The following is a 19,667-nucleotide window of genomic DNA, read 5'->3' on the forward strand; positions in this document are numbered from 1 at the left end:
AGCATAAATTATTTTCAAAAGAAATAAAATATTGCTATGTTAATTTTGAGCAGAAAATAAACATCTGCCAACAAACATCAGAAACGGGCGAACAGAACCCGACAAACGGATAGCGATAAAAAATAAGACACAATTGTAAATCCAGGAGAGAAAGTGATGAAGTCAACACAGCATACCCTGGCTAAAAGCCGCTTAGCCTGCGCAACGCAGCGCGCTTTTAGCTCACCGAAAACAGTATCGGCGTTTGTACTTGCTGGCATGTTAGCTTGTGCTCCGGCCTTAGCTCAGCAAGCAGGCGGTATCAGAGGTAAAGTAACGACCGAGCAAACAGGCACCTCAGTTGAAGGCGTTACCGTTGTAGCATCCAGCCCGGTACTACCCCGTCCGCGTACTGTACAAACCCGTGAAGACGGCAGTTTTAACTTGCCACTGCTGATCCCCGGCCGCTACACGCTAACCATTACCGCAGCCGACGGCTCTGTCAGAACCATGGAAGTAGACGTACTGCTGGACCAAACGTCCAACGTGAACGTGGATCTGCAACCGCAAACGTCTGATATTGAAACAATCCAGATTGTGGGCTCACCGTTTTTCGCTCAGCAAGGCAATTCTTCCCTGAGTAACTCACTAGGCTCAGATGTGGTTGAAGCTTTGCCTGTTGGTCAGACTTTCCGCGACATGCTAAAAATTATTCCGGGTGTCCAATATACCGAAAACGGTACCTTAGGCCCGTCTGCCGGTGGCTCTGGTGCTCACAATAAATATGGTTTCGATGGCGTTGATGTTTCAATGCCGTTGTTCGGTAACCTGGCTTCTGAACCCTCAACGCACGACATTGAAATGGTGTCGATGGAGCGTGGCGGTGCCAAAGCGGTTGGCTTTAACCGCTCTGGTGGTTTTGCCATTAACACTAAAACGAAATCTGGTACCAACGAGTTTAAAGGCTCTGTTGAGTACAAAATAGAAAATAAAAACTTCAGCGCTTCACCTGAAGATGGTGTTGAGCAAGACGTTGATAAAACCTGGATAACAGCGGCGGTGAGCGGCCCACTTATTCAGGATCAGTTATTTTTCTACGGCTCTTACTATGGCCCGGAAGAAAAAGGCTCTAACAAAGTTACCGCTTATGGCCCAACCAAGGCCTATAAGAGCGACCGCGATGAATACTTTGGTAAATTAACCTGGGCACCTACCGACGACTTACTGCTAAACCTCAGCTACCGTGATTCAGACCGTATTGTAACGGGCGGCAGTATCGGTGAGTTTGAAGCAGATTCTGTTTCTGTTGGCGATCAGGCAACCCAGAAAATCTTTACCTTTGACGGTTCCTATATTTTGGGCGACTACACCACCTTAAGTTTTAACATTAATAAATTTGACTATAAAACCGGTGGCAAACCTGACGTAGAGCTAGGCTTGGTGCCTCAGTTGGGGGCATCACTGGACATAGCTAACCTGGAGCAAATGGGTTACTTCAATGTACCTGATTTGCTGGCAGATACTGAAGTTGATGCCGCCAGCTTTAATGTCGGTGCACAACAGCTGATTAATCGCTACGGCTATACTGAAAATGGCGTGATGACAGGCGGCGGCGGTGTTGGTGCTTACTTCCAGTATAATAACCAGAATTTCTTCCGTGATGGCTTTGAGCTAGCACTAGACCATGAAATTATTGGTGATACTCTGGTTCACTCCATTCACGTTGGTTTGAAATATTCTGAAGCAGAAGAAGAATTAAGCCGCTTCTCTAATGGCTGGGGCTCTATCAGTTATCACGGAGGCCGCAATGTAGCTCTGGACGGTAGCTTAGCTGACCTAGACCCGACCTCTGTATATTACATTACCACAACTGAACAGATGAGCTTTGTGAATGAGTCTGGCCAAGCTGTGTCGGCTATCAGCTCGATCTCGGAATCATGGAACCTGGAAATTAACGACACCATTGAACATGGCGACTTTACCTACAACATTGGCGTGCTGATTAGCAAAGACACCCTGTATGGCCAGGGCTTACGCGCGAATGCTGCCAATGGTTCAGGCTGGGAAGTTGCTATGGGCGAGAAGTACAAGATGTACTCTTTTGACTGGAAAGATATGATTCAGCCGCGCCTGGGCATTGACTGGAAATACGATGGCCAAAACTCCGTATTTGCGAACTACGCCAGCTATAACCCTGAAGCCAGTTCATTGGCCCGTGCTGCATCCTGGGATCGTAATACCCAGCAGTCGTTAAAAGTGTACTTTGACGAAGACGGTAATTACCTGGATTCAGGTGCTGCCAGTGGTTCATCCGGTAAATTATTTGCCGATAATTTGAAGCCACACCGTATCGATGAAATCACGCTTGGTACCACTAAGGCAATTACAGACCGCTTGCAGTTGCGTGGCCATACCCGTTACCGTTATGGCTCTCATTTCTTAGAGGATATGCCAAATAATGGCCGTATTGCTGCCTACCCAGAAAGCAGCCAGGCACCGGGCGTACCTGCACATATCGCTGATAGAGGCTTATATATACCCGATTTAGCAGAGCGCTACGACGGTATTGGCACTCCATCAGGTGGCACCTATGTGATTGCCGAGATAGACGATGGCCAGACCAAATACTGGGAAGTGAGCCTGGAAGCTGAATATTTTGGTGACCGCACCTACTTCAATGCGTCATATGTATGGAGCCACTACTACGGTAACTTTGACCAGGACAACACCACTACAGGGAATGACGCCAATATTTTTATCGGCTCTTCAAACTATGGCGATGGTCCTGGCCGTTATTCCTGGGACAACAAGTACGGTAAGCTAGCGGGCGATAAACCGCATCTGTTTAAAGCCTTTGGTTACTACACCACAGACTGGGAAGCCAATATTGGTGCTTACTTTGTGTATCAATCAGGCCAACCATGGGAGACCTGGGACGGTAACTACTACGGTTACAGCGCTGGCACCATCCGTTATTCTGAACCTGCCGGCAGCCGTCGCAGTGCCAGCCATTGGCAGTTGGACCTGAGCTATAACCAGAACTTTACCTTTGCAGATAAATACGTACTGAAGTTCCGTGCTGATTTGTTCAACGTGTTTGATCGTCAAACAGGTTATCGGATAAATCAACTTGCTACCTCAACCACGTATGGCGAGCCAACACGTTACTACAACCCGCGTCGCCTGCAGTTATCTGTCGGTTTCGATTTCTAAACCCACCGTTCCTGGTGATTTTTCAGCCCGCTTTATGCGGGCTTTTTTAGACCAATTTCGACAGTCACCTGACAATATAACCTGACAATCTTTGTACCTGAGCACCGTCATTAAATAAACTCAGCGCCAAAACTTCGCCAGAATCCTGAGTCCAGCCAGCAACAAGACCGTTAATATCACCTGCGATGTCACAGCCACTTAATGTCATACTGATATCAGCAACAGATGCCTGATAATCAACAACTTTGCCAGTTACAGAGCAACCAGATACAGTTCCGCTAACTTCACCAGAGTCAGTAACAGACAATCCATCCCATGTACCGGCCAGCGACTCCAGCATTTTATTCTGCGATATGGGTTGTAGATTTCTAACTGTAAATTCAGTACTGATAATATCAGTCTGGAATGCAACCTTGCCTTCAAGGTTATTACTTGTAGCAGAGAAAGTTAACTCAAACTGTGCAACAGCAGATCTACTCATGTACAGTCCTCTGCCATCTGCTTCTAATTTAGCGCTATCCTCTGAAGCCTTTTGCGTTAAGGCAAAGCTACTACTGCCAAATATATTAACTAAATGTATCTGGTCTCCTTTGCTAATCATTATTTCCTGTGCAGTATTAATATGCACTCCCGCTTTGAGGTTGCCGTTGCGGGCAAAATATTCCTGTGCACTCTCTGCACTATCAATTCGGCCAGAAACAAATTGACGCTTTTCATCAAATGCGAGCCAATTTAAATATTTAACATCGTCAAGCTGATACGCCCATAATGCACCTTCATATTGGCCCGCTTGCTGACAACTACTGTACGTCAGCGATGCTGAAAATACTTTGTTATCTTGTTCTGTCAAAGTACCGCTGATATCGCAGTTGTTAATATCAGTGGCACGAAGTACCAGTCCAGTATCAATTTCAAATGAAGAAAAATGACTAGTTATCCACTGCTGATTAAGCAATGGTAAATCAGTTAAATTGTCGACTGCGACCAGGGCTGACGTTGAAAAACTGGTGAGTATAGGACTAGCTATACTGACATTCGACAGATTGTCTACCATTTTATCGTCGTTGAAACTTAATTCAGCACTGAAAGTCGCATCAGCCAAGAGAGGGTTAATGCCTGATTTAATAATACCTTCCGCATCAACAATTTTGTTTTCAGTAACAAAGCTACTTATATCGTCAAAACGACCATAAACATTCGAACCGGAGCCAGTCACGCTGTACAGCAAACTGTCATTCAGAATAACAATTTCTCTCAACTCACCATTATGTTGACGAATATAAGTTGCAGCAGCAAATTCAGACGCAATAACTACCGGTGTTGGTGTTGGTGTTGGTGTTGGTGTTGGTGTTGGTGTTGGTGTTGGTGTCGGTGTTGGTGTTGGTGTTGGTGTCGGTGTCGGTGTCGGTGTCGGTGTCGGTGTTGGTACTGAAACCGATGTATCTGTTGCGCTGTCAGAGCCACCACCACAAGCGGTCAAACCGGCCAGGGTTAACGCATAAACTACGCTAAGGGCTAAGTTCTTTTTCAACATTTTTTACTCTCCATGCAAAAAAAATCATCCGATGCGCTCTGGCACCAATGGCAAACCAAATGAAGAAGCCGTGATGGCTGCGCCACACGACGAATAAAGACAGACGGCATAGATAGGCATAATCGGATAACGGTAAAGTACCGCCATGATTGACATCAAACAGATGTGACTAAGCTAATGCAACCACTGCCATCATTAACATTCGTAACGAACACTATTAGACCAGCGGCTTTGCGTCCTGACCTTTCGGTACAGTTTGCCTTTTAATTGTATTAGCTTGAAACGAGAACTGGGCTACATTAACTCAAGCTGAACGGACAGCAAGATATACAAATAATTACAAATTCACAAGTTGTTTTTTCGCCAATTTTGCAACAAGCTTTACAAATCAAGCGCTAAGTAGTGATAATTGTTCCGGGAAGAGGAAAGCAGAAAAGCAGGGGGAAGAGTTGCTTTAAAGCAGAGCAGTAGCACAACAAGTTGCACCACTGCAGCCAGTTACTTGATACGACCAGCTACCGCATTATTGGCGAAATGCTCATGATCCCCCTGACAACTCATAACCCGGCTTGTTATTTTTTTCCAAAATAAAATCAATAGTTATTGTATTTGTAACTTCCGCCCCCGTGGGGCATACCGTTGAGCGGTTAAATAACCTCTCCGCTGTCCTGGAAAACACTCTTTCAGGAGTACTGACAATTTCAACAAACTCTTTATGAAAACCGGCGTCATCAAATAATTGAGTAACGACCACCTTCCCCTCAATCCCATCCCGGGCAGCTTGAATAGGATATCTTGACATTCTGGGGAGGTATAAGAATTTTTCTGGCGCAATTGCCAGTTGCTGACACAAGTCCAGTGCCAAAGGCACATACAATCCCTTTTTATGTAACCATAGCGCACTGTCCAGCCAAAGAGCTGATGCTTTTAGTTCCAGGACAACTGCCTTGTGGAAGCCCTCTTCATCCAAGTCGGCTCTAAACTCACGCATGCATGTCTGGTAGGCACCTTCTAATAATTCACTTCTTCTCGATTGCCATGACAGCTCCGCTAAGCCAAACTTGCAATCAGCGATATAGCTTTCATAGTTTTTTCTTTCCTGCTCCTGTCGCAAAATACTCAGCTGTTTGTAGTAGTCTGCTACAGTGCTTGCATCTTTTTTATTGTTGCCTTGTCCGGAGTTTTCAGCTGCACAAGCTGAAATACCTGCCAATAACACCAAAAGACACAACCGCGATTTTAATTGATACATAAAATCCTCCAAGACAACGTAACGTCAAAACATATCACTATAGTATCTGATTCCGGCAATAATTGGGGTCTGATAATCAGGGACAGATAAAACAAAAAAACCGCAGCCTGTTACAGCTGCGGTTTTTGTGGTGTTTGGTGTGAGCCGGCCTTTAAGCCGGGTTCTGTGCTCTGTTGCCAGAGTGACAATCATTCCTCTAGGACTTAAGTCGCCTTAAGCCTCAAGCAATCTACCCGCCCCCAACGCGGGCCGCGCCAAAGGGGGCCTATTTGATCTTGCTCCGGGTGGAGTTTACCGTGCCACGAACTGTTGCCAGCCGCGCGGTGCGCTCTTACCGCACCCTTTCACCCTTACCTGATCCCACTTGCGTGGGCCATCGGCGGTTTGCTCTCTGTTGCACTGGTCGTAGGCTCACGCCCCCCAGGCGTTACCTGGCACCCTGCCCTGTGGAGCCCGGACTTTCCTCCCCCTGCTTGCGCAGGCAGCGATTGTCTTGGCCAACTCACGGCGGCGATTATACCGGTTTTATCCGGTTTCACCAGACAATTGCAGTGCCACTTTATATAAAGCGTTTTTCTTGCCGCCATGAATTTGTGCCGTTAACGCCGCAGCCTTTTTTAGCGGCAACTCGGTTAACAACAGTTTAAGTGTGCCAAGTTCAGCATCGCTTACTTCACTTTCGGCTTTGGGTGTTGGCGCTATCATTAATACCATTTCACCCTGGCAGCGCTGCGGATCAGCTTCGAGCCAGGCAGTAATTTGTGCTGCGGTGCCATATTCCAGATGCTCAAAAGTTTTGGTCAGCTCTTTGGCCAGTACCAGCTCGCGCTCAGGTCCGAACACAGCAGCTACATCCTGTAGCGTATCTTTTATCCGTCTGGCCGTGTCATAGCAAATAATGGTGCCGACACCGGCCGGAATATCTGCCAATTGGTTTTGCCGCTGCTGGCTTTTCGGCAATAAAAAGCCGATAAAATGAAATTTGTCGGTCGGTAAACCAGCGGCGCACAGCGCGGTAATCAGCGCACAAGGGCCGGGAATGGGAATTACCCGTACACCGGCGTCGCGGCACTGGCGCACTAAGCTGTAGCCGGGGTCGCTGATCAGCGGCGTACCTGCGTCTGATACCAGCGCCACGTGCTCTCCGGCCAAACATTTCTGGATAATACTGGCGGCACGCTGCTTTTCGTTGTGATCATGCAGTGCTATGGTTTTGGCACTGATACCAAGATGCGATAACAAGCGCCCGGTATGGCGCGTGTCTTCAGCAGCTATCCAATCGGCCTGCTTTAAGGTGTCAACAGCGCGCTGGCTGATGTCGTCCAGATTGCCTATTGGCGTCGCCACTACATATAAAAAACCGTTATCTTTTGCCATTTGATGATTAATGTACGCTATTTAATTGAGCTTAACCGGCAGTCTCAGTAAGATAAGACCATTGTTTCGCTATGGTACTGTGCATTGTGACTTCCAGCAAATTAAAGCCTTTGTTATTTCTCTGCGCCGCAGGCGTGCTAAGCAGCTGCGCGCAAAGCCCGCAACAACGCCCGGCAGATACGGTATCTCAAAGTGAAGAGCCAGCCAAAGATACCGCTCAACCTGGTGTTGCTGCCCGTCAGCTATACCAACTGGCGGCGAATTATCAGGCCGAGCCGCAACATTATCATTTGCTTAAAGCGGCGCGTCAGGCGCTGATTGAGCAGGATTACCTATTGGCGCTGGCCATATGTGAAAACCTGAAGCAAAGCCCGTTTCCACTGATCCGCCAGCAAAACCTGCTGCCATTGCTGCATGCATATATTGCTACCGGCCAGCAGGCAAACCTGAGCAACTTGCTGGAAAAAACCGACATAAAAGATGTTGCCCGTGCCGATCAGGCCGAATTTCTCTGGCTAACTGCCAGCTATCACAGTGAGCAACGCCGCTATCTGGCCGCAAGCCGCAGCTTGTTGCAACTGGAACAGTACGCCGATATCAGCGCCAACTACCCACAGTACAATGATTTGCTCTGGCGCAATCTGAGCGCCCTTAGCGACAGCCAACTGGAAAGCCTGCGGGTAAATGCCCGGCAAAATACACTGGCCTGGCTTAATCTGGCGCAGCTAAGCCGGCGTCATATTGGTGAGCCTGAAGTATTGCAGCAGGCTTTTACTGACTGGCAACGCCGCTACAGCAATATGCCGCCATTGCAACAGCTACCCGAAGCCGTGCAGCAGCTGTTTAGCTTGCAACCGTTTCAGCCAGCAAAAATTGCCGTGTTGCTGCCGCTGCAAGGTCAATTCCGCCAGCATGCACAGGCTATTCAGTACGGTATTCTGGCCGCAGCCGGTGCCAACAATGCCGAGTTAGTGTTTATCGACAGCCAACAACCAGCCGCAGCACTGCGTGAGCAAATCAGCGCCTTGCAGGCAGAGTTTGTCATCGGGCCTTTATTAAAAGATCAGGTCGACACCATTAGCAACGAAGCTGACTGGCCCTGGCCAACGCTGTTTTTGAATACCCACGACACCAACAAAACTGATGCTAAAGATAAATTTTATTTTGCCCTTAGCATGGAAGACGAAGCAACACAGGTGGCCGAACTGTTTCAACAAAAAAGTTACCGCCGCCCGGTGGTGATCAGTGCAGCGAATAACATTGCTGTGCGGATGCAGCAGCACTTTAGCCGCCAGTGGCAGCAACTGGGCCATCCACCAGCAGAAAGCTATCAGTTTAACAGCAAAGAAGATCTGGAAGCGCTGATTGCCAGTTTGCTGGAAACCGACCGCAGCCGTGAGCGCTTAAAACAAATTAATAGCCTGGTGCCGCAAAAACTGGAAACCGAACCACACAGCCGGTTAGATATTGATGCCATCTACCTGATTGCCGATCCGGTGCAAACCCAGTTGTTTAAACCCTTTGTCGATGTGTCTGTCAGCCCCACAGCACCACGGCTGCCTATTTATGCCAGTTCGCGCAGCCACAGTACCAGCCTTAGCAGCACAGATTTACGTGATTTAAACGGCCTTACTTTTACTGAAATGCCCTGGATGCTGGGCGAGCAAAGTTCAGTCGAGTTGCGGGCGCAATACCAGCAATTGTTTAAAGAACAGGACGAAACTCTGCAGCGTTTGTTCGCCATGGGGTATGATGCCTTCAAACTGGTGGGCAGCCTGCGCCAGCAGCAGCAATTACCGTCTGCCGTTTTTCCTGGCCTGACCGGCCAATTGCGGCTTAGCCCGGATGGCAGCATAGTGCGCCAGTTAAGCTGGGCCAGTTACCGTAATAGCCGATTATCGGCGGTGCAGGAGCCCTGATTAACTGATGAATAAGCTGGGCCAGCTGTATGAGCAACTTGCTATGGCGTATCTGCAACGCCAGGGATTACAGCTGGTGCAGCAAAATTATCAGTGTAAAGCCGGTGAAATAGATTTAGTTATGCGTGACAGCACCACACTGGTATTTGTTGAAGTAAAATACCGCGCCAGCACTGCTTTTGGCGGTGCTATTGCGGCCGTTACAGCAGCCAAACAGCAAAAGCTGCTGCGCGCCAGCCGTTGGTATTTACACCAACACAAATTAAGCGATACCGCCTGCAGGCTTGATGTGCTGGCGATTGAAGGCCAGCCGCCATATCAGTATCAATGGATAAAAAATGCGATTACGCAGTAGTACAACAAGCAGGATACCCTGATGCAAGAGCATATTCGCCAGCTGTTTAGCGAAAATATTCAAACCATGATAGCCACTGGCGAAAGCCTAGCAGGCCCACTGGAAAATGCCGCCTGTGTTATTGTGAATAACCTGATTAGCGGCGGCAAAATTATTTGTTGCGGCGAAGGCGCCACCAGTGCACTGGCAAACCATTTTGCCCAGTTGCTGCTGGACCAGTTTGAAACCGAACGCCCGACACTGCCGGCACTGGCATTATTACCGCATAACCACAGCCTGCAGCATTGCCATCAGCAGGATTATCTGGCCCGGCAAATCAAAGCGCTGGGGCAAAGTAACGACGTACTGCTGGTTATTTCACTTACCGGCGCCGAACCAAGTTTAATAAAAGCCGTCGAAGCAGCATTAACTAACGACATGAAAGTGATAGCCCTGACGGTAGACACCAGTGGCGAGCTGTCTGGTTTACTGAATCAACAAGATGTTGAGCTGAAAGTGCCGGTACACCGGCCAGCCCGGATTTTTGAATGCTATACCTTTTTACTGCACAGTCTGTGCGAACTGATCGATATGACGTTGTTCCCACAACAAGGAGATTTATGAATACGCTAAAGTTAGTCTGTGCCTGTACACTGCTGGCGTTATTGCAAGGTTGTGCCGCTGCTGTGGTTGCCGGCGGCGCCACTGCGGTAACATCAGCCAATGACAGACGCACTCTGGGTGCGCAAATTGATGATAAAAATGTGGTACTAAAAGCTAAGCGCGCTTTATCTGATGATGCCAGCACAGCTGAGGGCAGCAATATCAACGTAACCAGTTATAACGGTGTGTTGCTGCTTACCGGCCAAACGTCAAGCGAAGCCATACGCCAGAAAGCCCAGGCACTGGTTGGCAACATTGATGGTGTACGCGATGTACAAAACCAGATCCGCCTGGGTAACAACACCGCCATGACCACCCGCACCCGCGACAGCTGGATCTCCACCAAAGTAAAAACGCAATTACTGGCGGATGAGCAGGTAAGCGGCCTGAATATCAAAGTGGTAACAGAAAACGCTGAAGTGTTTTTAATGGGTTTGGTTACCGAACAAGAAGCGGCGAAAGCAGTAGATATTGCCCGCCATGTTGATGGCGTATCGCGCGTAGTGCGCGCTTTTGAAACCCGCCAGAACTAAACAGGTTAAGCTGACTAACGGCTTAGTTTGTTCAAATGCCCGGGGTTGCAGTTGCAGCCCCGGGCATTTTGCATCTTAACTCAGCATTCCTGCAAGGCTTTGAGCACTTTAGAATGAAACTCACGGTGCTTCATTACCATCATCACGACAACGGATGCCACCATAAACATTATCGGATCGATAAACCAGGTTAACGCCGATAATGAAAAATAGATCGAACGCAAACCGTAGTTAAACGAGTGGCCGGCCTGATCAATTACTTTAGCAGCGCGGTTGGCATATAACTTTTGGTCATCAGCAGTCATATCGCGGCCATCCGGTGCGGCACCAATTAATACGCCACAAAAACCATACTGGCGTAATGACCAGGTAAACTGGAAAAAAGCAAACACAAAGATAAACGCCAGCAATAATAGCTTCAGTTGTACCGCGCTTTCGCTGTAGCTGGCCCATGGCACCAGATTAGATAACATCAGGCTCAGCTTGTCTGCGGCTGTCATTACCGTTAGCAAACCCGCCAGGATCAGTAAGGTACTGGATGCAAAAAAAGTGACATTGCGCTCCAGCGTAGAAATAAGCCCGACATCGGCCATTTTGTTATCGCGCAGCAGCATCTTTTGCATCCAGTCGTTACGTTTACGCCGCAGCTCAAACGACAAACAAGACACCACTTTTGCACGGCGTTTGGCAAATAATGTATAACCAATCCATAAGCCAAAAAACCAGATAACAGCAATTAAATCAATGGTACCGGCCATCATAATGCTCCTTTATTGTGCCCGTTTTAAGCTTACGCTATTTTAGTTTTGCCTGCAGCCGGCGCTGGCGGTTAAATTGCCAGGCATCGGCGGTATACAGCAATAACGCCAGCCAAATTAAACCAAAGGTAACAAAACGCTCTGCCGCAAACGGCTCGTGATACAGCCAGACACCAAACACAAACATAAAGCTTGGGCCTATGTACTGGAAAAAGCCCATAGTAGATAATTGCAAACGCCGGGCACCAGCAATAAAACACAATAACGGTACAGTGGTAACCAAACCCGCCGCCATCATATAGCCATTTAGCTGCCAGTTATTGGCTAATAAATTTGCCGCACTGCTGTCGGCAAACTGCCACCAGTACCATAACGCCAACGGTAACAATAACAAAGACTCATAAAACAAGCCGGTAATCGCATCTACCGCCAGTTTTTTACGCATCAAACCATAAATAGCAAAAGAGCCAGCCAATGTCAGCGCTATCCACGGCAGTGAGCCAAAGGTGATCAGCTGGATCAGCACGCCACTGGTGGCAAGCGCTACCGCCGCCCATTGCATTTTGCGCAGCCGCTCACCTAAAAACATCATACCCAGCAGCACATTAAGCAGCGGATTAATGTAGTACCCCAGGCTGGCATCCAACATGTGGTGATTATTTACCGACCAGATAAACAGGCCCCAGTTGCCGCCCAGCAATAAAGCCGACAGCAACAGCCAGCCAAGCATTTTAGGCTGACGCAAAATAGCCAGTACTTTATCGCCCTGACGCAGCGCCAGCACAACCAGTAGCAACAAAACAAAAGACCAGACAATGCGGTGCAGCAGAATTTCTGTTGCCGGAATAAAATCAATCTGTTTAAAGTAAAGCGGGGCGACACCCCATAAACTGTAAGCACTGGCGGCGAAAATGCCCCCCAGTTTTTGTTCGCGACTTAACGACATGCAGGCAGGCTCCGGTAAATGAGTCACTATTATACGCCCAAATAAGCACGGCCAGCATCTCACTTAACGGCTAAAATTAGTCAGCCAACTAAACCATTGCAGCGGATAAGCTGAATTTATTGTTTCTGAGCACCGCGTTTGCCATTAGAATGGCGGCTTATTTTCGTTACCCGATGGTATTAAGTGATAGACGATCTGCTGCCCCTGTTAAAACAAGCCTTTGGATACAGTGAATTCCGTGATGGCCAACTGGATGTGATCCAGGCTGCCTTGCAAGGTCAGGACAGCTTTGTGCTCATGCCAACCGGTGGTGGTAAATCGTTGTGCTATCAATTACCGGCATTATTGCTGCCGCAGATCACCTTAGTGGTATCCCCGCTGATGTCACTGATGAAAGACCAGGTTGATGCACTTCAGGCCAATGGTATTGCCGCTGAATTTATTAACAGCAGCCAAAGCCGCGAAGAAATACTGCAGGTATTTGCCCGGCTGCGCCGTGGTGAGCTAAAACTGCTGTACGTTGCCCCCGAGCGCCTGTTACAACCGCAATTTCTCGACCGCCTGCAAGATTTGGGTGTCAGCCTGTTTGCCATTGATGAAGCGCACTGTATTTCACAGTGGGGCCATGATTTTAGGCCAGACTATATGGCGCTGGCATTATTAAAGCAGCGTTTCCCAACCGTACCGGTAATGGCATTAACCGCCACAGCAGATGGCGCCACACGCCAGGATATTCTGCAACAGCTGAACCTGCAGCAGCCGTTAGTGCATCTGGGCAGCTTTGACCGGCCCAATATCCGCTACACGGTACAGGAAAAGTTTCGCCCGGTGGAACAACTGGTCAGCTATCTGCAACAGCAAGACGGCGCCAGCGGCATAGTGTATTGCGGCTCAAGACGTAAAGTAGATGAGCTTACCGAACAACTAAAACAGCGCGGTTTTAACGCTGCTGCTTACCACGCCGGCCTTAGCAGCGACGAGCGCAATAACGTACAGGATGCCTTTAAACGCGACGATTACCAGTTAATTGTCGCCACTGTCGCCTTTGGTATGGGGGTAAATAAATCGAATATTCGTTACGTGGTGCACTTTGAGCTACCCCGTACCATTGAAGCCTATTACCAGGAAACCGGTCGCGCCGGGCGTGATGGTGTGGCAGCCGAAGCCATGCTGTTATTTGATCCGGCAGACATAGGCCGGATGAAACGCTGGCTGGACGCTGAAGAAAACGCCCAACGCGCTGAAGTGACCTGGCAGCGCTTTTTAGCCATGGCCGCCTTTGCCGAAGCGCAAACCTGTCGCCGCCTGGTGTTACTAAACTACTTTGGCGAAGCCCGGCAAACCCGCTGTGGCAACTGCGATATTTGCCTGCAGCCACCACAGCAATTTAACGGCACTGAACTGGCGCAAAAAGCCCTGTCCTGTGTTTACCGTGTTGGCCAGAGTTTTGGTATGCATCATGTTATTGATGTACTGCGCGGCGGCCAGAGCCAAAAAGTGCTGGAACTGGGCCACGACAAACTGTCAACCTGGGGTATTGGTAAAGAATTAAGCCATGATTACTGGCTGAGCATTTTGCGTCAGCTTATTCATTTTGGCTTGCTGCAGCAGGATATTACTGCGCATTCAGTATTAAAACTGCAACCGGCAGCCCGCCCGGTGCTGCGCGGCGAAACCGAATTGTCGCTGGCCGTACCCAGATTGCAAAGCGTAAAACGCGAACCAGAGCGCCTGAGTAAACAGCAATATGACCGGGCTCTATTTGCCCGGCTTAAAACCCTGCGTAAACATATTGCCCAGCGCGACGATGTGCCACCTTTTGTGGTGTTCAGCGATGCCAGTTTAATTGAAATGTGCCAGCAGTTGCCAACAGACAACCGCAGCCTGTTGGCGATATCAGGCGTTGGCCAGACAAAGCTGGCCCGTTATGGTGCTGACTTTATTGATGAGATCAGTGATTATCTGGCAGCTGATAATCAGCCACCGGCCGGTAAGCTGGCAAAATAAGCGGCGATATTCGCCACATCAGCATCGGTTAACCCTGATGCCATTGGTGACATAATCGGGTTTTTCCGCTCACCATCGCGATAAGCCTTGATAGAGCTTTCCAGATATTTCACTTTTTGCCCGGCCAGGTTAGGGTAATCAGGAATAATCGAAATACCATTCGCGCCATGGCAGGCGGCACATACTGCAGCCTTGGTTTTGCCGGCAGCGATGTCAGCCGCACTGGCCGCTCCTGCCAGCAAAAAAAGCCCGCATATCAGTATCAGTGGTTTCATAATGTCTCCGTGTTGTTGTTTTCTTATCTAGTTATAACCTAAGTTGCTGCGTGCTCAAACCGGATAAACCACTCTTTAGCTGATCCGCATCAAAACCACGCCAAACAATGTTTTTTGCTGACACCATAGCGTGGCATATGTTACTGTTCACAGCTCATTTCATTAACATTCCAACCTGCTGCGGAGAAAGCTGTCAGTGAGAACAGGCACTTACTGCTTATTGCTATTGATCTGGCTGTTTACCCTGCCTGCACATGCTTTTCATGCTGAAGTTAACATGCTAAACAGCCCGCTGCCAGAACAGCAGCAGTTGCAGCAGGTCTATTTTCAGGTTACGCCGTTGCAACTGGGCCTGGACGATATTTTAGCCGATCCGGAAAAACAGCATGCGTTTAGCTTACTGGCACCTTCACAACAGGTGTTGTTTGCCGAACATCAGGTAGTATGGCTATTTGCCCGCCTGCAAAATAACAGCCATCTGAAGCGACAAATGCTGCTGGAATATGACTTTCCGATGGCAGATAAAATTGAAATCTACCAGCGCAATAGCCAGACACAAGACATCCGCCTGCTTAGCCGCTCAGGCAATGATTACCCCTACACAGAAAGGGCGTTACCCTATCGCAGCTATGCGGTTAGCCTGAACCTTGCCGCCCATGAGCAAACCGATATTTTTATCCGTATACAGGACGCCGCTATAGTACCCAGTGATTTACTGCTGTGGCGCTATACCAGCTTTATTGCCTACTCGCAAAAAGACGCCATACTGGATGGCCTGTTACAAGGCGTGCTGTTGCTGCTGGCATTTTATAATCTGGTACAGTTTTTCCGCTTAAAAGCAAAAAACTATCTGTACTACAGCGCCTTTTTTGTCAGCTTCGCACTGGTTATTGCCGTACTTAACGGCATGGCATTTGCGATGCTATGGCCCGGCCACCCCGAAGTAAACCAGGCCATTTTATATATCAGCGTGGGTACAGCACTATTGTGCCTGAACCTGTTTATTCATCATGCTTTACAGCATTTATACAGCCCGTTGTGGCGCTGGCTTAGCTACGCCAGCAGCTTTGCGGCTATGTTGCTGTTATTCAGCCCGTTATACGCCTCTGGCCCGTTGCGGATAGTGCTGTTGTTTCTGGCTTTGGCCTGGGTGCTTGGCAGCAATATTGTGCTGGCTGTCCGCTTTACTCTGGCCGGCCAGCCACAAGCCAGATCCTTTGTCTGGGCCTGTGTATTCACACTGTGCAGTGCGTTATTACTGACACTGAGCCAGGCCGGTTATCTGAACACCGGCTTTGACTGGCTATACCTGCTGCAACTATTAATGCTGTTCAGTCTGGCATTAACCAGCTTTGGCTTGCAAAAAATACCGCGCCAGTCCGACGCAAACTACCTAACTCTCAGCCAGTTACAGCAGTATCATGATATTTTTCATAATGCTGTTGAGGGCATGTTTACCACCACTTTGGATGGCAAACTGTTAAATGCCAACAACGCCCTGCTGAATATTCTGGGTTACCACACTCTGGATGAACTGAAGCAGGCCGTGAGCGACAGTGGTATGGCACGCTTTTATGCCGATCCAGCCGAGCGGCAAATGCTGATACGGCAGTTAGAGCTGGGCAGTAACAAAGGTTTTGAAATTCAGGGCTTACGCGCAGACAACAGCCCGTTCTGGGCGTTGATGTCGGCCAGGCTGGCCCGCTCAGTTAATGATCGCGATGCATTTGTGCACGGCTCTGTTATTGATATTACCGAACAAAAGCTGGCCCATGAACAACTGGCCTATCTGGCGAATCACGACAGCCTTACTGCACTGTACAACCGTTTTTACTTTGAACAGCAGCTACAGGCACTATGTCAGCAAGGCGGCGCTACGGCAGGCTGCATGCTGTATATCGATATAGATCAGTTTAAACTGATCAACAACAACTGCAGCCATAGTGCCGGTAATGCTTTGTTAAAGCAGCTCAGCGAAGTATTTAAACGCACTGTAGGTCATAACGGCCCGCTTGCCCGGCTCGACAGTGACGAGTTTGGTGTCTTGCTAACCGGCAAAAATGCCAATGAAGCCTTTGCTCTGGCTTACCGTATGCTGGATGCGGTTAAAGAATTCCGTTTTATCTGGCAGGACAGCATTTACCCGATCAGTATCAGCATTGGTATTGCTGAAATCAGCGGTAATGATGTTGTCGCCGATGATGTGATTAAACAGGCCAATGCCGCCTGCAGTATCGCCAAAGACAAAGGCCGTAACCGTATTCAGCTGTTTGACAGCAACGATCTGGAAACCCAGCGCCATCAGGCAGAAATGCAATGGGTAGCGCAACTGCGTGATGCAATAGCACAAGACCGTTTTGTCCTGTATCAGCAACCTATTCAGTCGTTAAAGCAACAAAACAGTGGCATGCATTACGAAGTGTTGTTACGTCTGCACGGTGACGATAATACCCTGATCGGCCCCGGCAGCTTTCTTAGCTCTGCTGAGCGCTTCGGTTTAATGCCGCAAATCGACCTGTGGGTTATCCGCCATTACTTCCGCTGGTTGCAGCAAAATCCGCAGCATCTGCAACAACTGGAGCTTTGCTGTATTAATTTGTCTGGCAGCTCGCTGGTCGACAGTGGTTTTAAAGAACAGGTGCAGCAACTCTTTGCCGATTATCAAATCCCCTATCAGCGCATCTGTTTTGAAATAACTGAAAGCGTGGCCATAGTGAACCTGCAAAACACGCTGAGCTTTATTCAGTTCTTCCGCGAGCAGGGCTGTTTATTTGCGCTGGATGATTTCGGCAGTGGCTTTTCATCTTACAGTTACCTGAAGCACTTTCCGGCCGATTTTATAAAAATTGACGGTCACTTTGTGCGTGACTTGCTGGACGACCAATACGACAAAGCCATAGTGAAATCTATCCATGAAGTAGCCAAAGCTGTGGGGATGCGAACTATTGCTGAATATGTTGAAACCGAAGCCGTACGCGACGCCCTGCAACTGCTGGGAGTAGATTATGTGCAAGGCTACGCCATAGCGCGCCCCTCGCCCCTGCTGACATTATCCATTTAAGCCTAACTATATTTCACCGCGCCTATTGCTGATAGATTGAACAACTCAGTACAATGGCTCGGCGACATTTCGTCGCTCCTTAACAGGCAAACCCAAATTTATACTTATTTCGTTCGGAGTCTTTAATGCAACGGCTGCGTGAATTATCGCGTCGTGTTGAGGCTGTGTATGGCGAAATAGCGACAACGTTTTCAGCTTATCAGCAACAGCGTGGCTTAAATTGCCGCAGCGGCTGCGGTGAATGCTGCTTGCAACCGACGATAGAAGCGACGGTGCTGGAAATGTTGCCGCTGGCATTACACTTGTTTGATCAAGGTAAAGCAGAACAAACACTGACACAACTCGAAGAGTTAACAGAGCCTCAGGGCTGTTTTTTTTATCAGAAGCTGTCCTTTGATGGCAAACAGGGCCAGTGCAGTGTGTATCAGCAGCGCCCCAGTATTTGCCGCTTGTTTGGCGCCTCAGGCTATCGTGATAAACAGGGTAAAACCTCTTTGTCGGTGTGCAAGGTCATTAAAACTGATCGGCCGGTGCCGTATCAGGACACACTGATAGCGTTGGAATCTGATCCGCCACCGATGATGATCATGGCCAAAGAGCAGGTAAACGAACTGGATTATGAACTGGGTAAGCAACATTTGCCTATTAACGACGCGTTGCAACAGGCGCTTGAAAGAGTGTTATTTAAAGCCTGGTATAGCGGTATGAATGACGATCAGCAAATTGCCTGACCCGACGATGTAACAGCAGCCAGATTTGGCTGCTGTTACAGCTTAACCTGTTAGTTCCAGCCTTCCAGCACCACTTTACCAATAGCGGTACCGCTTTCCAGCAGCAAGTGAGCCTGACGTAAATTATCGGCGTTAATACTGCCCATGGTTTGTTTTAGCGTGGTTTTAATCTGGCCCTGCTGAATAAGCCGGCTTAAATCGCTTAGCAGCTGATGCTGTGCGCTCATATCCGGCGTGCCGAACATGGCCCGGGTAAACATAAACTCCCAGTGCAGCGAAATACTTTTTTGCTTTAACGGCATAATATCAATGCCGCCAACCGGATCGTCTATCAGCGCCAGCTTGCCCTGCGGCGCCAGCAATTGCACCAGCTCAGCATAATGCTGGTCGGTGTGGGTTAAACTGGCAACATGGCTTACGCAGCTTAAATCCAGCGCTTTTAGCTGTGGCAGCAACGGCTGGCTGTGATCCAGCACGTAGTGGGCACCCAGCCCGGTTACCCATTGTTTGGTTTCCGGCCGGGATGCCGTAGCAATAATGGTTGCTGTGGTTAATTGCCGGGCCAGTTGCACCAGCACTGAGCCTACGCCACCGGCAGCACCTGTTATCAGCAGCACAGGGCGCGGGTGCTTTAAACTGGGTTGCTGAATTTCCAGCCGGTCAAACAACAGCTCCCAGGCGGTAATAGCGGTTAATGGCAAGGCCGCGGCTTCAGCATAGCTTAAGTTCTCGGGCATTACTGCGGCCAGGCGTTCGTCCACCAGTTGCAGCTCGCTGTTGCTGCCAGGGCGGGTAAGTGAACCGGCATAAAACACTTTGTCGCCCACTTTAAATAAACTGACGTCTTCGCCCACCGCGACTACTTCGCCTGCTGCGTCCCAGCCCAGCACTTTGTATTGACCGGCTTCAGGCTGAACCCGCGTTCTGATTTTAGTATCTACCGGGTTAACTGATATTGCCTGCACCCGCACCAGAATATCCTGGCCACTGGCTAGCGGATCCGGCAGCTCAATATCAACCAGGGCTTGTGGATCGGTTGCCGCTAGTGACTGCTGATAACCTACTGCTTTCATTTTTATTCTCCA

At 48.9% G+C, this 19,667-nt stretch carries 15 protein-coding genes, 1 other RNA gene and 1 riboswitch; of the genes, 8 read left to right on the forward strand and 8 right to left on the reverse strand.

All coding sequences use genetic code 11. The annotated features are described in order from the left end of the window. Nucleotides 1-156 precede the first annotated feature (156 nt). Complete coding sequence (locus tag AR688_RS11120) at nt 157-3,192, forward strand: TonB-dependent receptor (protein WP_068233380.1); 3,036 nt, start codon at nt 157-159, stop codon at nt 3,190-3,192. 64 nt (nt 3,193-3,256) lie between these two features. Here the strand turns inward: AR688_RS11120 and AR688_RS20350 are convergent, their stop codons facing one another. From AR688_RS20350 to rsmI, 4 genes are all read right to left on the reverse strand, one after another. Next, nucleotides 3,257-4,726, reverse strand: a complete 1,470-nt coding sequence (locus AR688_RS20350) for a hypothetical protein (protein WP_197412201.1) — start codon at nt 4,724-4,726, stop codon at nt 3,257-3,259. Nucleotides 4,727-4,901: 175 nt separating this feature from the next. Beyond that, nucleotides 4,902-4,997, reverse strand: a riboswitch (cyclic di-GMP riboswitch). Nucleotides 4,998-5,264: 267 nt separating this feature from the next. Continuing rightward, nucleotides 5,265-5,978, reverse strand: coding sequence for an energy transducer TonB (locus AR688_RS11135; RefSeq protein ID WP_068233387.1), 714 nt, complete (start codon nt 5,976-5,978; stop codon nt 5,265-5,267). A gap of 136 nt (nt 5,979-6,114) precedes the next feature. Beyond that, an RNA gene (gene rnpB / locus AR688_RS11140) (RNase P RNA component class A) lies at nt 6,115-6,483 on the reverse strand. 20 nt (nt 6,484-6,503) lie between these two features. After that, nucleotides 6,504-7,355 carry a 16S rRNA (cytidine(1402)-2'-O)-methyltransferase gene (gene rsmI / locus AR688_RS11145; RefSeq protein WP_068233390.1) on the reverse strand — a complete coding sequence of 284 codons (852 nt, stop codon included), beginning with the start codon at nt 7,353-7,355 and terminating at the stop codon, nt 6,504-6,506. 86 nt (nt 7,356-7,441) lie between these two features. Here rsmI and AR688_RS11150 point away from each other — a divergent pair, with 86 nt between their 5' ends. The 4 genes from AR688_RS11150 to dolP are packed head-to-tail and all read left to right on the forward strand — an operon-like array spanning nt 7,442 to nt 10,804. Further along, on the forward strand, nt 7,442-9,274 hold the full coding sequence (locus tag AR688_RS11150; protein WP_231732042.1) for a penicillin-binding protein activator: 1,833 nt from the start codon (nt 7,442-7,444) through the stop codon (nt 9,272-9,274). 7 nt (nt 9,275-9,281) lie between these two features. Continuing rightward, nucleotides 9,282-9,629, forward strand: a complete 348-nt coding sequence (locus AR688_RS11155; RefSeq protein WP_068233396.1) for a YraN family protein — start codon at nt 9,282-9,284, stop codon at nt 9,627-9,629. 21 nt (nt 9,630-9,650) lie between these two features. After that, on the forward strand, nt 9,651-10,232 hold the full coding sequence (locus tag AR688_RS11160) for an SIS domain-containing protein (protein ID WP_068233399.1): 582 nt from the start codon (nt 9,651-9,653) through the stop codon (nt 10,230-10,232). After that, nucleotides 10,229-10,804, forward strand: a complete 576-nt coding sequence (gene dolP, locus AR688_RS11165; protein WP_068233402.1) for a division/outer membrane stress-associated lipid-binding lipoprotein — start codon at nt 10,229-10,231, stop codon at nt 10,802-10,804. The genes AR688_RS11160 and dolP overlap by 4 nt, the downstream gene beginning before the upstream one ends. Nucleotides 10,805-10,884: 80 nt before the next feature. Here dolP and AR688_RS11170 read toward each other — a convergent pair whose 3' ends face one another. Both AR688_RS11170 and rarD read right to left on the reverse strand, forming a co-directional pair. Next, complete coding sequence (locus tag AR688_RS11170) at nt 10,885-11,565, reverse strand: DUF599 domain-containing protein (RefSeq protein WP_231732043.1); 681 nt, start codon at nt 11,563-11,565, stop codon at nt 10,885-10,887. Nucleotides 11,566-11,599: 34 nt separating this feature from the next. Further along, nucleotides 11,600-12,508, reverse strand: coding sequence for an EamA family transporter RarD (gene rarD / locus AR688_RS11175; RefSeq protein ID WP_068233409.1), 909 nt, complete (start codon nt 12,506-12,508; stop codon nt 11,600-11,602). Between the two features lie 183 nt (nt 12,509-12,691). Between rarD and recQ the strand changes: the two genes are divergently transcribed. Beyond that, nucleotides 12,692-14,515: a DNA helicase RecQ gene (gene recQ / locus AR688_RS11180; RefSeq protein ID WP_068233416.1), complete on the forward strand. Its 1,824-nt coding sequence runs from the start codon at nt 12,692-12,694 to the stop codon at nt 14,513-14,515. Here the strand turns inward: recQ and AR688_RS11185 are convergent. Beyond that, on the reverse strand, nt 14,485-14,790 hold the full coding sequence (locus AR688_RS11185) for a c-type cytochrome (RefSeq protein WP_068233418.1): 306 nt from the start codon (nt 14,788-14,790) through the stop codon (nt 14,485-14,487). The two genes, recQ and AR688_RS11185, sit on opposite strands and share 31 nt — an antisense overlap. Before the next feature lie 196 nt (nt 14,791-14,986). On the opposite strand from AR688_RS11185, the gene AR688_RS11190 reads away from it, so the two are divergent. Continuing rightward, nucleotides 14,987-17,851 carry an EAL domain-containing protein gene (locus AR688_RS11190; RefSeq protein ID WP_068233420.1) on the forward strand — a complete coding sequence of 955 codons (2,865 nt, stop codon included), beginning with the start codon at nt 14,987-14,989 and terminating at the stop codon, nt 17,849-17,851. Between the two features lie 125 nt (nt 17,852-17,976). After that, complete coding sequence (locus tag AR688_RS11195; protein WP_068233424.1) at nt 17,977-18,582, forward strand: YkgJ family cysteine cluster protein; 606 nt, start codon at nt 17,977-17,979, stop codon at nt 18,580-18,582. A 50-nt stretch (nt 18,583-18,632) separates the two neighbouring features. On the opposite strand, the gene AR688_RS11200 is transcribed toward AR688_RS11195, so the two are convergent. Continuing rightward, a complete protein-coding gene (locus tag AR688_RS11200) occupies nt 18,633-19,655 on the reverse strand; it encodes a zinc-binding alcohol dehydrogenase family protein (protein ID WP_068233427.1) in 1,023 nt (340 codons plus the stop codon). Nucleotides 19,656-19,667 lie beyond the last annotated feature (12 nt).

This window comes from Rheinheimera sp. EpRS3, assembly GCF_001513785.1.
Taxonomy (GTDB): domain Bacteria; phylum Pseudomonadota; class Gammaproteobacteria; order Enterobacterales; family Alteromonadaceae; genus Alishewanella.